Source organism: Bradyrhizobium xenonodulans, assembly GCF_027594865.1.
Classification (GTDB): Bacteria; Pseudomonadota; Alphaproteobacteria; order Rhizobiales; family Xanthobacteraceae; genus Bradyrhizobium; species Bradyrhizobium xenonodulans.
In genome coordinates this window covers 3,558,001-3,572,530 of sequence record NZ_CP089391.1, presented here as the reverse complement: position 1 = coordinate 3,572,530, position 14,530 = coordinate 3,558,001, and the positions used below count along the sequence as shown (strand labels likewise).

The 14,530-nt window shown below is 65.5% G+C and carries 16 protein-coding genes; 7 read left to right on the top strand and 9 right to left on the bottom strand.

Annotated features, from left to right (window positions below):
- Window positions 1-36 precede the first annotated feature (36 nt).
- The 6 genes from fabF to I3J27_RS16565 form a co-directional block, all read right to left on the bottom strand.
- A complete protein-coding gene (gene fabF, locus I3J27_RS16590) occupies window positions 37-1,302 on the bottom strand; it encodes a beta-ketoacyl-ACP synthase II (protein ID WP_270171338.1) in 1,266 nt (421 codons plus the stop codon).
- A 108-nt stretch (window positions 1,303-1,410) separates the two neighbouring features.
- The gene (locus I3J27_RS16585; RefSeq protein ID WP_008130699.1) at window positions 1,411-1,650 is read right to left on the bottom strand and encodes an acyl carrier protein; all 240 of its coding nucleotides are present in this window, start codon (window positions 1,648-1,650) and stop codon (window positions 1,411-1,413) included.
- A gap of 310 nt (window positions 1,651-1,960) precedes the next feature.
- The gene (gene fabG, locus I3J27_RS16580) at window positions 1,961-2,698 is read right to left on the bottom strand and encodes a 3-oxoacyl-[acyl-carrier-protein] reductase (RefSeq protein ID WP_254130981.1); all 738 of its coding nucleotides are present in this window, start codon (window positions 2,696-2,698) and stop codon (window positions 1,961-1,963) included.
- Between the two features lie 11 nt (window positions 2,699-2,709).
- Complete coding sequence (gene fabD, locus I3J27_RS16575; RefSeq protein WP_270171330.1) at window positions 2,710-3,669, bottom strand: ACP S-malonyltransferase; 960 nt, start codon at window positions 3,667-3,669, stop codon at window positions 2,710-2,712.
- 172 nt (window positions 3,670-3,841) lie between these two features.
- Entirely contained in the window at window positions 3,842-4,867 is a 1,026-nt protein-coding gene (locus I3J27_RS16570; protein ID WP_270171328.1) for a fatty acid desaturase family protein, read from the bottom strand.
- Between the two features lie 3 nt (window positions 4,868-4,870).
- Window positions 4,871-5,575 carry a TetR/AcrR family transcriptional regulator C-terminal domain-containing protein gene (locus tag I3J27_RS16565; RefSeq protein WP_270171326.1) on the bottom strand — a complete coding sequence of 235 codons (705 nt, stop codon included), beginning with the start codon at window positions 5,573-5,575 and terminating at the stop codon, window positions 4,871-4,873.
- A 346-nt stretch (window positions 5,576-5,921) separates the two neighbouring features.
- Here I3J27_RS16565 and rpsF point away from each other — a divergent pair, with 346 nt between their 5' ends.
- From rpsF to rplI, 4 genes are all read left to right on the top strand, one after another.
- Entirely contained in the window at window positions 5,922-6,431 is a 510-nt protein-coding gene (rpsF, locus tag I3J27_RS16560; RefSeq protein ID WP_270171324.1) for a 30S ribosomal protein S6, read from the top strand.
- A 5-nt stretch (window positions 6,432-6,436) separates the two neighbouring features.
- Complete coding sequence (gene rpsR / locus I3J27_RS16555) at window positions 6,437-6,676, top strand: 30S ribosomal protein S18 (RefSeq protein WP_007592020.1); 240 nt, start codon at window positions 6,437-6,439, stop codon at window positions 6,674-6,676.
- A 128-nt stretch (window positions 6,677-6,804) separates the two neighbouring features.
- On the top strand, window positions 6,805-7,782 hold the full coding sequence (locus I3J27_RS16550; protein WP_270171296.1) for a DUF2232 domain-containing protein: 978 nt from the start codon (window positions 6,805-6,807) through the stop codon (window positions 7,780-7,782).
- 48 nt (window positions 7,783-7,830) lie between these two features.
- Complete coding sequence (gene rplI, locus I3J27_RS16545; RefSeq protein ID WP_270171294.1) at window positions 7,831-8,433, top strand: 50S ribosomal protein L9; 603 nt, start codon at window positions 7,831-7,833, stop codon at window positions 8,431-8,433.
- A gap of 36 nt (window positions 8,434-8,469) precedes the next feature.
- Here rplI and I3J27_RS16540 read toward each other — a convergent pair whose 3' ends face one another.
- The 3 genes from I3J27_RS16540 to I3J27_RS16530 form a co-directional block, all read right to left on the bottom strand.
- Entirely contained in the window at window positions 8,470-8,937 is a 468-nt protein-coding gene (locus I3J27_RS16540; RefSeq protein ID WP_270171292.1) for a PaaI family thioesterase, read from the bottom strand.
- Between the two features lie 11 nt (window positions 8,938-8,948).
- Window positions 8,949-9,545 carry a TetR/AcrR family transcriptional regulator gene (locus tag I3J27_RS16535; protein ID WP_270171290.1) on the bottom strand — a complete coding sequence of 199 codons (597 nt, stop codon included), beginning with the start codon at window positions 9,543-9,545 and terminating at the stop codon, window positions 8,949-8,951.
- Window positions 9,546-9,655: 110 nt separating this feature from the next.
- Entirely contained in the window at window positions 9,656-10,624 is a 969-nt protein-coding gene (locus I3J27_RS16530; RefSeq protein ID WP_270171288.1) for a hypothetical protein, read from the bottom strand.
- An 81-nt stretch (window positions 10,625-10,705) separates the two neighbouring features.
- On the opposite strand from I3J27_RS16530, the gene I3J27_RS16525 reads away from it, so the two are divergent.
- From I3J27_RS16525 to alr, 3 genes are all read left to right on the top strand, one after another.
- Window positions 10,706-10,981 carry a hypothetical protein gene (locus I3J27_RS16525; protein WP_270171286.1) on the top strand — a complete coding sequence of 92 codons (276 nt, stop codon included), beginning with the start codon at window positions 10,706-10,708 and terminating at the stop codon, window positions 10,979-10,981.
- A gap of 709 nt (window positions 10,982-11,690) precedes the next feature.
- Entirely contained in the window at window positions 11,691-13,199 is a 1,509-nt protein-coding gene (locus tag I3J27_RS16520; RefSeq protein ID WP_018317583.1) for a replicative DNA helicase, read from the top strand.
- A gap of 46 nt (window positions 13,200-13,245) precedes the next feature.
- A complete protein-coding gene (gene alr / locus I3J27_RS16515; RefSeq protein WP_270172820.1) occupies window positions 13,246-14,523 on the top strand; it encodes an alanine racemase in 1,278 nt (425 codons plus the stop codon).
- Window positions 14,524-14,530 lie beyond the last annotated feature (7 nt).

The following is a 14,530-nucleotide window of genomic DNA, read 5'->3' as shown; positions in this document are numbered from 1 at the left end:
AATACGGCAAAACGGTGGATTCGTCGCAACAACAAACTAATGGACCAGACGCCGGACGATGACCGACGCGTTGGTACCGCCAAAACCAAAAGAATTCGACAACGCGATGTTGACCTCGCGCTTCTTCGCCTTATGCGGCACGAGATCGATCGCGGTCTCGACCGACGGATTGTCCAGGTTGATGGTCGGCGGAACGACATTATCGCGAATCGCGAGAATGGCGAAGATCGCCTCGATCGCGCCGGCGGCGCCGAGAAGATGGCCGGTCGAGGATTTGGTCGAGGACATCGCGACCTTGGAGGCGGCGTTGCCGAGCAGGCGCTCCACCGCACTGAGCTCGATCTCGTCGCCAAGCGGCGTCGAGGTGCCGTGCGCGTTGATGTAGTCGAGATCGGACGCCGTGAGGCCGGCGCGCTTGAGCGCGGCCGACATGCTGCGGAAGCCGCCATCGCCATCGGGCGCCGGCGACGTAATGTGATAGGCATCACCCGAAAGACCGTAGCCGATCACCTCGGCATAGATCCTGGCGCCGCGGCGCTGGGCGTGCTCGAGTTCCTCGAGCACCAGGACGCCGGCGCCCTCGCCCATCACAAAACCATCACGGTCCTTGTCGTAGGGACGCGAGGCCTTCTCGGGCGTCCCGTTGAAGCCGGTCGAGAGCGCACGCGCGGCGTTGAAACCGGCAATGCCGATGCGGCTGATCGGCGATTCTGCGCCGCCGGCCACCATGACGTCGGCATCGCCCAGCGCAATCAGGCGGGCGGCATCGCCGACCGCATGCGCGCCGGTCGAGCAGGCCGTGACCACCGAATGGTTCGGGCCCTTCAGACCATGCGCGATCGAGACATAGCCGGAGGCGAGATTGATCAGGCGGCCCGGAATGAAGAACGGCGACACCCGGCGCGGTCCGCGTTCCTTCAGGAGGATCGCGGTGTCGGCAATGCCGGTGAGACCACCGATGCCGGACCCGATCATGGTGCCGGTCGCGCATTTGTCCTCTTCGGTCTCGGGATGCCAGTTGGCATCGTCGAGCGCCTGGCCGGCTGCGGCCATGCCGAAGATGATGAAGTCGTCGACCTTGCGCTGGTCCTTCGGCTCCATCCATTTGTCGGGATTGAAGGTGTCGTTGGTGCCGTCGCCCCGCACGACCGTGCAGGCGTATTTGGTCAGGAGATCGGAGACATCGAAGCTCTCGATCGCTCGCGCACCGCTTTCGCCGTTGAGGATGCGTTTCCAGGTCGGCTCGACGCCGCAGCCGAGCGGCGACACCATGCCGAGACCCGTGACGACAACCCGTCTCATATCCGAAAACTCCGCATCGAAAGATTCACGGCCAATAACAAGAAACCGGCTGACCGCTGGTCAGCGGCCCGTCCGGTTTCAATGTTGTCCCCGCGAAAATGAAGAGCCTTAGCTCTTCGCGTTCTTCTCGAGAAATTTCGTCGCGTCGCCGACGGTGAGAATCGTCTCCGCGGCGTCGTCCGGAATCTCGCAACCGAATTCTTCTTCGAACGCCATCACCAATTCGACGGTGTCCAGACTGTCGGCGCCGAGGTCGTCGATGAAGCTCGCTGCGTCGACAACCTTCTCGGGTTCAACACCAAGGTGTTCGACCACGATCTTCTTAACCCGCTCGCCAATGTCACTCATTGCATAACCTCGTGTTGTTCCCTGTAGACCCGACCCCCCGGGACGATACGAGCCGTCGTGGTCGTTGACTGTCTTCGCTTACGAACTTTGATTTGGCCCCACCCTAACCGATGCAGGCCCGGCGAATGACGGCCAAGGCTCCGCATCGCCAATATACAGGGTTTCAAAAACCTGCAATGGCGTTCTTTGCCCATCCGTTGATGGTCCGGTTATCATACTTCAACTGCCTTGACTACAAGCCTCATTTCGCTCCGGAAACGGCCGTTTGCCGCATCCCGCGCCGCCCATGTGGGCAGTGCGGGACGAGAGGTCAGATCATGGCCATGCCACCGTTCACGTGGATTGTTTGCCCCGTGACGTAGGCTGCTTCGTTCGAACTCAGGTAGACGGCGGCCGCGGCGATGTCCTCTGGCGTCCCCAGGCGGTTGGCCGGAACCTTGGTCAGAATCGTCTCGCGCTGCTTGTCGTTGAGCGCATCGGTCATCGGCGTCTTGATGAAGCCCGGGGCGATGCAGTTCGCGGTCACGCCGCGCTTGGCATATTCGGCCCCCAGCGTCTTGATCATGCCGATCAGGCCCGCCTTCGAGGCGGTGTAGTTGCCCTGCCCGGGATTGCCGGTGACGCCGACCACCGAGGTGATGGCGATGATGCGGCCGAAGCGCTTGCGCATCATCAATTTGGTGGCGGCGCGCGCCAGGCGGAAGGTCGAGGTCAGATTGATGTTGATGACCTCCTCCCAGTCCTCATCGCGGAGCTGGACGAAGAGATTGTCACGCGTGATGCCGGCATTGGCGACGAGGATATCGACCTGTCCCATCGCAGCTTCCGCGGCGGGCACCAGCGCCTCGACCTCGTCGGCCTTGGAGAGATTGCAGGGCAGCACATGCGTGCGCTCGCCAAGCTTGCCGGCAAGCTCATCCAGCACGTCCTTGCGCGTCCCCGAGATCGCGACGGTGGCGCCCTGCGCATGCAGCGCCTGCGCGATCGCGCCGCCGATGCCGCCGGTCGCCCCGGTGACGAGCGCCTTTTTGCCTGTCAGATCGAACATTGAGTACTCCTCTAGCCCTGCTTCGCAGCGGCCAATGCATCCTTAGCGGCGGCAATGTCGTTCGGGCCGCCGACCGCAACGCCGACGGCGCCGTCCGCGATGCGCTTGACGAGACCGGTCAGCACCTTGCCGGCGCCGATCTCGAAGAAGCGGGTGACGCCCTGCCCTGCCATATAGGCAACCGACTCGCGCCAGCGCACCGTGCCGGTGACCTGCTCGACCAGACGGCGGCGGATTTCGTCGGGATCGGTGATGGCGCTTGCGAGCACGTTCGACACCAGCGGCGCGGCCGGCGCCTTGATCGTGACCTTGGCCAGCGCTTCCGCCATGGCGTCGGCCGCAGGCTGCATCAGCTTGCAATGGAACGGGGCAGACACCGGCAGCAACATTGCGCGCTTGGCGCCCTTGGTCTTGGCGATCTCGACGGCGCGATCGACCGCGGCCTTGTCGCCGGAGACGACCACCTGTCCGCCGCCATTGTCGTTGGCGGCCTGGCAGACCTGCCCCTGCGCCGCCTCGGTGGCGACCTCCATCGCGGCCTCGTAGTCGAGGCCGAGCAGCGCGGCCATCGCGCCGACGCCGACCGGCACGGCTTTCTGCATTGCAAGACCGCGGGTGCGAAGCAGCCGCGCGGTGTCCGAAATCGTCAGGCTGCCGGCGGCAGCCAGCGCCGAATATTCACCCAGCGAGTGGCCGGCAACGAAGGCCGCATCCCGTCCGACGGAAAACCCGGCCTCGGCCTCCAGCACGCGCAGGGTGGCGACAGACACCGCCATCAGCGCCGGCTGGGCGTTCTCGGTGAGCTGGAGGGTTTCTGCCGGGCCATCCCAGATGATCGCCGTCAGCTTCTCGGAAAGCGCGGCATCGACCTCGTCGAACACGGCGCGCGCCACCGGAAAGGCGTCGGCCAGGGCCCTGCCCATACCAACCGCCTGGGAACCCTGCCCCGGAAATGTGAATGCTGCCGTCATCGGCGCTCCCTGCTTGTCGGGCATGATCCCTGCGAGAACCGGCAGCCGATTACGCACGGCCTTGGGCCATGGTTCCGGATCACGCTCCAAAGGGGGCCGTAGACACCGTCCGGGGCCAGAATGTCAAGCCAAGATGGGAACTTGGGCGTGCATTCAACTGGGATGTGGTCTCCTAAAATCCACCATTGGTCTGGTTGGCGTCGACCGCCGCCCCTGCCTGTGCACGGCGCGCGCTGTTCACCAACTGGCCCGGGCGGTCATCCCGGTTCGGCTTCGCCGTCGCCAGCCGCAGCACGGCTGCGTAGCCCGACTGCACCTCCATGCGTCCGGCATGCCGGCTCTCGCTGAGCAGGCGATGGACCTTCGGCAGATTGTAGCAGGGCACGTAGAACAGCAGATGATGCTCGAGGTGGTAGTTCACGTAGTATGGCGCGATGAACAGGCGCTCCAGAAAATTGGCATGGGTGGTGCGGGTGTTGCGCAAGGGATCGCTGCTGTCGGGGACGACGGCGTGCTCTGCAATGTTGCGGATGCGGGTGATGACCATCATCCATGTCAGGAGCGGCACCAGCCATAGCAGTGGGTAGGCCCACCACACCCCGGCCGCCGCGAGCGCGGCGAACATCACGGCATTCACGATGCATTGGGGACCGAGCTTGTCCCAGAAATGCGCCAGGCGCTGCCGCCACGGCCAGTCCTTCGCGCCGAGCGCGTTGAGCAGCTGCGCCTTGCGCTGCTGGTAGCCGGTCTGTCCGGTGATGTCGCGGATGAACTTGCGGCGGTAGCTCAGCTTCGTGATCGGAAACGGCGCCGACAGCACGAGATCGGGATCGTCCTCCTGCTGGGTGCGCGCATGATGCTGAAGGTGATAGCGCCGGTAGCTGCGCGTCTCCGCAAACAGCGGATAGGCACAGAACCACTGGCTCAGAGTGAGATTGGTCTTCTCGTCGGCGGACAGGCAGCCATGCGCGCCGTCATGCATCAGGATGGCGAGGCCAAGCTGGCGCGAACCGATGATGGCCACGGCGAGAACGTAGGTGACGGGATTGGGCCACCACGCGACCAGAGCGATCGCGGCGATAATGAGCGCCCAGGCGTGCGCGATCATCGCAACGCCTTTCCAGGTCACGCGCTGGCGGACGTCGGCGAGTTGATCGTCGGTCAGGAAATCGCGGGCGCGCATGCGAAGTGCGGTCATGGTCTAACCCTCCTCATTCGAATGGCTTGATACATCGCGCTCGCCGACGAGACGCAGGCGCGCAGCATCATCAGCGGATTTCGCCTGCTCGCCGAGCACCCGCAGCATCTCGGCGCAAAGCCCCTCGGGCGAACGGCCCATCGCATAGCCTTCGAGAATGACGCCGATGGCGACGGCCCAGAACCGCCGCGAGCTTTCGTCGGGCGCGCGCAGCGAGCGCCAGCCGTGCCGCGCCACCTGGCTCGCATAGGCGCGAGCGCCTTCGCCGTGCAGGCGCTCGATCGTGCGCTCGACCAGCGGTGCCAGATCCTGGCGGCGCCGCGTCAATGTCAGGGCTTCGGCGAAGAAGGCGACCGAATCGCTCGCCGTCACCGTCGCGGCCAACGCAAGCGTGTATTCCCGCGGCGTGCGCGCCTTCAGCGCCGCCTGCTCGGTCGCGCGCGCCAGATACAGGAGTTCGCGGCAGGCGCATTCGACGAACAGCGCCTCCTTGGTGCGGAAGTAATAGGTGATCTGGCTCGGGAAAGCGTCCGCGGCGGCCGCGATGTCGGTGATCGCCGTGCCCGACAGCCCCCGCTCCCGAAACAGCGGGCTCGCGGCATCCAGCAGCAGCGACCGCATCTTGCGGCCGGCCGAGCGCGTCGCGCGCACGGCATGCTTGGGGTCGCCAGCCGCCTCAAACGGCTCATGGACCGACTTTTCCACCATGGGGTCCTCATAGTTGCATTATTTGTATGGCATACAAACAAACAATTCAAGCGATATGTGGTATGGGAGGACGGGGCTTGACCCGCCGGTACCGGAACCATCCCGGCCGAAAACCCGGCCTCAAACCTTGCAAAGCCGGCCAAAATCCGTATAAGCGCGCCATCCGCAGACCCCGGCCGGGAGCTGAACGGACGGTCTCAGCAAATCATTCGTGATTTTGGTGTGGCAGGGCCAGTCGGCCCGTCGTCCCGTGTTTCCGCCTTCTGAGCTTAATCCCAGAGTCCTTTCCCAAGGCCTCTTAAGGGCTTGACGCCGGGCGATGCGCCAACATGAGGAAAGGACCACTATGGCTCTCTATGAGCATGTTTTTCTCGCGCGTCAGGACGCGAGCACGCAGCAGGTCGAAGAGCTGACTGCGCAGATGACCGGCATCGTCGAGGGTCTCGGCGGCAAGGTCACCAAGACCGAGAACTGGGGCGTTCGCTCCCTCACCTACCGCATGAACAAGAACCGCAAGGCGCACTTCGTGCTGCTCAACATCGACGCGCCGTCCGCGGCGATCGCCGAGATCGAGCGCCAGGAGCGCATCAGCGAAGACGTGATCCGCTATCTCAGCGTCCGCGTCGAGGAGCTCGAGGAAGGCCCGTCCGCGATGATGCGCAAGGCCGATCGCGATCGCGAGCGTGACGATCGTGGCGGCGGCTTCCGCGGCGAGCGTGAAGGCGGCTTCCGTGGCGACCGCGAGGGTGGTTTCCGTGGCGGCGATCGCGACGGCGGCTTCCGCGGTGATCGCGGCCCGCGCCGTCCGCGCGAAGACGCTGAAACCACCACCACCACCACGACGGATGGGGAGTAAGAACAATGGCTGAAGCTGGTGCACGCCGCCCGTTTTTCCGTCGTCGCAAGAGCTGCCCGTTCACGGGCGCCAATGCTCCGAAGATCGACTACAAGGACTCCAAGCTCTTGATGCGTTACGTCTCCGAGCGCGGCAAGATCGTGCCGAGTCGCATCACCGCGGTGTCCGCGAAGAAGCAGCGTGAACTCGCCCGCGCCATCAAGCGCGCGCGCTTCCTGGGCCTGCTGCCCTACGTCATTCGCTAAGACGAATGCGGCCGGCGGCGACATCGCCGCCGGCCGCACTTGACTAATTTCATAAGGCTTCCGGGTCGTCCGGTCGCCGATGGTTGGGGCGAGATGCCTCTAACCGCTCGAAAGGAGCGGGACAGCTGATGATGGCCTTTGGACTGATAGCCCTGATCGCCGGCGCTGCGTCGGCCCTGATGTTCGCCTCGATCGTTTCGGGTGCGCTGATCTCGCTCGTCCTGTTCTATCTCGCACCGCTGCCGCTGATGGTCGCCTCGATCGGCTGGGGACCGCTGTGCGCGAGCCTCGGCGGCATCGCCGCCGCGATCGGCCTCGGCGCCCTGTTCGGGCTGCCCTACTGCATCGCCTTTGCCGTCACCGTCGCGCTGCCGGCCTGGTGGCTCGGCCATCTCGTCCTGCTCAGCCGCAGGACAGAGCCTGCTGCGCCGGAGGCCGCCACCCAGCCGCCAGCGGAGCCCGAGCTCGAATGGTATCCGGTCGGCCGCATCCTGCTGTGGATCGCGGGCTTCGCGACGCTGACCACGATCGCCGCCTTGCTGACGCTCGGCACCGATGCCGAGACCATCCTCGGCGCGCTCAGGCGCGGCCTGATGCGCCTCCTCCGCGCCACGGACCCGCAGACCTCGGGCGAAGTCAGCCAGTTCGTCGACGCGATGGTCCGCATCGCACCAGCCGCCGCCACCATCGTCGCGATGATGACGCTCACCCTCAATCTGTGGCTCAGCGCAAAAGTAACGGCGACATCGGGCCGGCTTCGGCGCCCGTGGCCGGACATGAAGACGGCGGAGCTGCCGCCGATGACGCTGGTCGGGCTCTGCGTCGCGCTTGCGTTCTGCTTCACCGGCGGGCTGCTCGCGATCGTCGCGCAGATCTCCGCGGCGGCGTTGATGATGGGCTATGCGCTGACCGGCTTCGCCGTGCTGCATACGCTGACGCTGGCGCTGAAGAGCCGCACCTTCTGGCTCGGCTCGACCTACGCCGTCGTCGTCGTGTTCGGTTGGCCCGTCATCGCGATGGTGATCCTCGGCATGGCGGACGCCGTGTTCGGCTTCCGCGAGCGCTTCCTGCGCACGCGGCAGCCGCCCCCGCTGCCGACCCCTTGAGTTCAACCCCGAAAATCCAACTCACCAACACTTCAAAGGAGAACGAATATGGAAGTCATTTTGCTGGAACGCGTGAGCAAGCTCGGCCAGATGGGCGAAGTCGTGAAGGTTCGCGACGGCTATGCCCGTAATTTCCTGCTCAAGCGCGGCAAGGCGTTGCGCGCCACCGCCGACAACCGCGCCAAGTACGACGGCATGAAGGCCGATCTCGAGGCTCGCAATCTTGCGTCGAAGGGCGAGGCGTCCAAGATCGCCGAGAAGATCGAGGGCAAGAACATCATTGTGATCCGTCAGGCTTCGGAAGCCGGCCAGCTGTTCGGCTCGGTCACCGTGCGTGACGTCGTCATGGCCTTCGAAGCCGACGGCGTGTCGCTGGACCGTCCGCAGGTGCAGCTCGATGCGCCGATCAAGACCATCGGCAAGCACTCGATCACCGTCGCCGTGCACCCCGAGGTCGAGGTCGAGGTCACCGTCACGGTTGCGCGCAGCCAGGACGAGGCCGAACGCATCAACCGCGGCGAGGACATCTCGACCCGCAACGAGGACCGCGACGCGGCCGCCGAGGCAATCGCCGCCGCCGGCGAGTTCTTCGATCCGGAAGCCCAGCAGGACGAGGAGCCGGCGCCGGCTGCGGAAGAAACCGAGAAGTAAGCCTCGCGTTCGCGCAGGCTGCGAAGCCCGGTCGCCTCAGGCGGCCGGGCTTTTCGTTTTCGCGGCGACCTCCTCGCTCAGCATCGCGATCGAGGCGAGCGCGGTTGCGGTATGCTTCTCGACACCGTCGCTGACACAGAACACGTCGGCCGCGACCACGGAGACCTGACGACCCGGCTTGATCACCCTGGCACGGCAGATCAGTTTTTCGCCCACCGCCGGCGACAGCAGGTTGAGCTTGTATTCCGCCGTCAGCGCCGGCTGGCCGCGCGAGGTCGCGGCCGCAATCGTCGTGGCATTGTCGACCAGGAAGGCGGTGACGCCGCCGTGAAAGAAGCCGTGCTGCTGGAGCAGCTCCGGCCGGCGCTCCACCGCAATGGTGCAGGTGCCGCGCGCGAGCTCGGACAGCTCGGCGCCGACCAAGTTCATAAAACCTTGCCGGCCGACATTGGCGTGGATGCGTTCGGCTACGGCTGCGAATTCGCGATCTGCTTCAGCTCGCATGAGGCCTCTCCTTATGTCTTGTTGATGCGATCGGGCGGCCGCAACGCGCGATTGGCGCAGGCAATCAGCGTATCGGCCTCGGCCCGCGGATCGGCACGATCGCGTCCCGACAGGAACGCGCGGCAAAAAATCTGCGCGGGGCCGATGAGCTGGCTGACGAACATCACCGGCGTCATCGGCAGAAGCTCGCCGCTGCCAACCAGCGGTGCTCGCCAGCGCTCGACGCCTTCGGCAAGGCGTGCATTCTGCGCGCGCTGGGCGTCGCGGATGTCCTCGCCCCATTCGCTGCGCGAGATCTCGAAGAGGTAGCGCGCCTCACGGCGGCTGGTGACGACCCAGTCGAGATGCGCCCGGATCAGGCGATTGATCCCCAGCGCCGCATCGGGCACCGGGTCGAGCGCAGCCAGCATCGCGGCGTGATAGTGCCTGAGCACCTCCAGGAACAGCGCGCCCGCGAGCTCCTTCTTGGATCCAAAGACATGAAAGAAGCTGCCATTGGAGGCGTGCGCCCGGGTGCGGATTGCGGCGACCGTCGCAGCTTCGAAGCCGACGCGGTCGAACACGACAAGCCCGGCCGCCAACAGATCGTCGCGCACGCTCGCCGTCATCAACGCCTCCTAGAGTGATACTCTAGAGTATTACTCTAATCATGGTCAAGACGCCGCCGAGGCCGCGATGGACGCGGCCGCTCCAGGTCGATTGGACGAGCAGGTTTGGCTTAGCGCGAGATCGGCGGCGCAGGCGGTCCCGACGACTCTGCCGACGGCGGGGCCGCAGCGGCCGCGGGCGGCGCCGGCTCCGACGGCTTGGCTGCCGGTTCGGAGCTCGCAGCCGGCTTGGGAGCCGCCTCCTCCGCCGGCTTGGCGTCGGCAGGCTTCGCAGCAGCCGGTGCAGCCGGCGTCACTTGCGGGACCGGATCAGGCCGCAGCGCCGGCGTATCGCTGCTGCGCGGCTCGACCTTGGCGCTATCAGGCCTGGCCTCCGGCTTCTCTGCCGGCTTGCTCTCGGGCTTTGCTTCGTCGCGGCCCGACTCGACCTTGGCAGCGTCGGGCTCGGGCTTGGATTCGGGCTTGGGTTCGCTCTTCTTGTCTTCCTTGGCCGGCGCGGCGGCATCGAGCTTCGGTGCGTCCTCGGTGCCGGGCTTGCTGCGACGCTTGCCCTTGCGTCCCTCGGGCGCCGTCTGACCCTCGGGCTTCGCCCCTTCCTTGGCTCCCTCCTCAGCCGGCCGCGCCGCGCGCTTCGAACGCGCGCCCTCGGGCGCGGGGGCGGCAGCCTCGCCTTCCGGCTTGGCGGATTCCTGGGAGCGTTGGCGGCGTCCCTGATGTTCCGGCGCCGTGTTGGCTTCCTTCTCCTTGGCGCCGTCCTTCTTGTCCTTGCCGTCCTTGTTTCCGTCCTTGGCCTGGTAGCGGGTGTCGGTGGCGCCGTTGGAGACGAGATAGGACGCGAGCACGCCGGCCATGTCGGAGCTGGTGGTGTAGTGCTGGCGCAGGAAACCCGGCAGCGAGCCCGGCGCCACCGTCTTCAACAGGCCGCGCGGGCTCTTGTGGCAGGCATTGCAGGTCTGCGCGAAAAGCTGGGATGGGGCTTTGCCAGCTTCGAGGTTCGTCGCCTGTGCCAGAACGGTATCGGTCGCGCCGAAGCCCATCAGAAGCAATACCGTCGCGAGGCTGAGCGCTCGGCTCGACATCCCATCATCTCCATTGAATTTACGCGAATGCAGCCGGCATCCCGCTCGGCGGCGGTCACCTTTTAACGGATTGAGCCGCGAATGGAAGCAGCCACCGGACGCAAGGATGTGATTAAGCGCTTTTGGAATATCGACTGTGAACACAGCGCAATAGCGCTGCACCTCGTTCGCGCGCCGGAGACCTCATGCGACGCGCAGCCCCGGTCCGACGGCGGCACATCGTCGCAAAGCCACAACGCCGCAGGCGCGCGTCTGCGTGCGATCGAAGGCGGTGCCGAACGCAGCGTGAAGTCGGCTGGTGAACAGATCCTAGTGACGCAGGGTCGATATCTGGGAGGACCGGAAAGAGGCTGTTAACGCCAGTTGCGCCCGCAGGTCCGCGAGGGTCTCCGGCGAGACAGGCTCGCGCCGCACTTCGGGCCGCCCAGCGTGCTCCATGGCCGCGATGAGCCCCGACAGCCAGAGCCGGCTGCCTGCCTCGCTTCGCCAGATCTGGTGCTGCCGTTCTGGCCGCATCGCTTGCCTCGTCTCCCTGATGGCGGGTCGCGGGAGACAACCCCCCGCCCGCCTGCCTGTTCCGGTCTTACCCCCGAAAGAATCCGGGGGGATGTGATCCATTTCACATAAGTCTGGTCGGACTGGGCTTAGACCCGTCGCCATGAGCAAGCAGACCCAAACCTCATTCGACGTGCAGGACGACCTCCGCACCGATTACGCCCTGATCGTCACGGGCGTCGGGGCAGCCCTGGTTGCGCTGGTCTACCTCCTGCTGGTCTGAATCCGAGCCCAGAGCGCCCGGCGTGCGTCATTTCGCGCGCTCCACGATACGTCTGTGCGCCGATCCATTAGGTTCACCTCATCCGGAGTTTTCCGTAACACGGGTCGCGACCACTCCCCCGCGGGTGAGTTCCGCGAAAATCCGTCAAGCGCGGCGCATGCTGCGGCTGCTAATCATCCACCATTTTTAAGATCGGTTGATAGCGGCGAGCTTTTGCTTCCGCTTTGGTTCGAGGCGGCGCTTTATCCCGGCCCCGCATCCGCCCCAGAAAATTGCTATCGCTCGACCATGGCCCTGACTGATTCGAACGTCCTCAAACTCGCGCCCGAACCCGGAACTCCTGCCTACCGGAGTGCGCCCCATAATATCGAGGCTGAACAGAGCCTTTTGGGCGCGATCCTGGTCAACAACGATGCGTTTTACCGCGTCTCCGACTTCCTTGAGCCGAAGCACTACTTCGAGCCGCTGCACCAGACCATTTACGAGACCGCCGGCAGCCTGATCCGGATGGGCAAGATCGCCACACCCGTGACGCTGAAGACGTTCCTGCCCGCCGACACCGACGTAGGCGGCATGACCATCGGCCAATATCTGGCGCGCCTTGCGGCTGAGGCGACCACCATCATCAACGCCCAGGACTATGGCCGGACCATCTATGATCTGGCGCTGCGTCGCGACCTCATCGGCATCGGCGAGGACATGGTCAATGTCGCCTATGACGCACCGGTCGACTTCGCGCCGCGGGCGCAGATCGAGGACGCCGAACGCCGCCTGTACGAGCTCGCCGAATCCGGCCGCTATGACGGCGGCTTCCAGAAATTCTCGCAGGCACTGGCGGTCGCGGTCGATCTCGCCGCAAAGGCGTTCCAGCGCGACGGAAAACTGTCCGGCATCTCGACGGGCATGCGTGACCTCGACACGAAGATGGGGGGCCTGCAGCACTCCGATCTCATCATCGTCGCAGGCCGCCCCGGCATGGGCAAGACCTCGCTGGCGACCAACATCGCCTACAACGTCGCGCAAGCCTACGTGCCGGAGCTCCAGGCCGACGGTACCACGAAGGCCGCCAATGGCGGCGTGATCGGGTTCTTCTCCTGCGAAATGTCGGCCGACCAGCTCGCCACGCGTATCGTGGCCGAGCGCACCGGCGTCCCCTCCTCCCACATTCGCCGCGGCGGCATCTCGGAAGCCGACTTCGAGAAGATCCGCGAAGTCTCGATCGAGCTGCAATCGCTGCCCTTCTATGTCGACGCGACCGGCGGCCTGTCGATCGCGCAGCTGATGGCGCGTGCACGCCGGCTGAAGCGACAGAAGGGCCTCGATCTCCTCGTGATCGACTACATCCAGCTGCTGTCCGGCTCCGGTAAGCGGAGCGACAATCGCGTGCAGGAAATCACGGAGATCACGACCAGCCTGAAGGCGCTCGCCAAGGAACTCAACGTCCCGGTCATCGCGCTGTCCCAGCTCTCGCGTCAGGTCGAATCCCGCGACGACAAGCGGCCTCAGCTCTCGGACCTGCGTGAATCCGGCTCGATCGAGCAGGACGCCGACGTCGTGCTGTTCGTTTATCGCGAGGAATATTATCTCGCGATGAAAGAGCCGCGCCCGGGCACGCCTGAGCACGAGAAGTGGCAGCTTGACATGAGTCTTGCGCACGGCAAGGCCGAAGTCATCATCGGCAAGCAGCGCCACGGCCCGACGGGCACCGTCGACCTGGCGTTCGAAGCCTCGGTCACGCGATTCGGCGACCTCGCGCCTGACAGTCAGCTGCCGGTTCGCAGCGGCAACGACTACTGAGTTCCTTGAACAGAAACGCCCTCTTGCGTAAAACGACGCCATGACAATGGCGTCCGACCCGAAAATGATCCCGCAATCCGGCCTTCTCTCCGCGGAGGCCAATCAGGCTGCCGCGCTCGCAGCCTATGGCGGCGTGCTCACCGTCGACCTCGACGCCATCATCGCCAATTGGCGCAAGCTCGAGAAGACGGCGGTGCCGGCCGAATGCTCGGCGGTGATCAAGGCCGACGCCTATGGTTGCGGCGCCGAGCAGGTCTCGCGTGCCCTGAGCAAGGCCGGCTGCAAGACCTTCTTCGTCGCCACGATCGAGGAAGCGCGTACCGTGCGCGGTGCCGTGCCGGGGGCCGCGATCTACGTGCTCGGCGGCTATTTCCAGAACACCGGCGAGCACTACGCCAAGATCAATTGCCGCCCCGTCATCGGCGACCTCAACGAGCTCGCCGAATGGGACGTGTTCTGCCGCCGCACCGGCTGGACCGGCGGCGCGGCCATCCACATCGACACCGGCATGAACCGGCTCGGACTGACGCTTTCCGAGGCGCAAGCGATCATCCCCCGCATCAATGCCGGCGACCACGGCATCACGCTGGTGATGAGCCATCTGGTCTCGGCAGAGCAGCTCAACAGCCCCATCAACGCCAAGCAGCTCGCTTCCTTCCGCGGCATCGCCAGCGAATTCTCCGGCGTGCCGGCGGCGCTCGCCAATTCCTCAGGCGTCTTCCTCGGCGCGCCCTTCCAGTTCGACCTGGTACGGCCGGGTGCCGCGCTCTACGGCGTCAACCCGACGCCGGAGGCCGACAATCCGATGCAGCCGGTGGTCGACCTCAAGGCACGCATCGTGCAGATCCGCACCATCGACCGCAGCGAGACCGTCGGCTATGGCGGCACCTGGACCGCGCGGCGGCCGACCAAGCTTGCGATCATCGCAGTCGGCTATGCCGACGGCTATTTCCGCGCCGCCAGCTCCAATGACGGCACGCGCGGCGCCGAGGTGATTGTGGCCGGCAAGCGCTGCCCGGTCGCAGGCCGCGTCTCCATGGACCTGATCGCCATCGACATCACCGATCTGCCGCCGAACGCGGTGAGGCGCGGCCACATGGTGACACTGCTCGGCGAGGGCATCACCGTCGACGAGCTCGCGCATCATTTCGGCACGATCGGCTATGAGGTGCTGACCAGCCTCGGCCATCGCTACGCGCGCATCTACAAGGGCGGCAATGTGGTGGAGCCACTGGTCAAGCCGGAGCCCGCGCAGACGGCCGAGCAGCCGCCTTCCCCACCGCCGGTCGAGCCGCCGGCGAGCCCGCCGCCGCTACCGGGCTGAGCGTCCC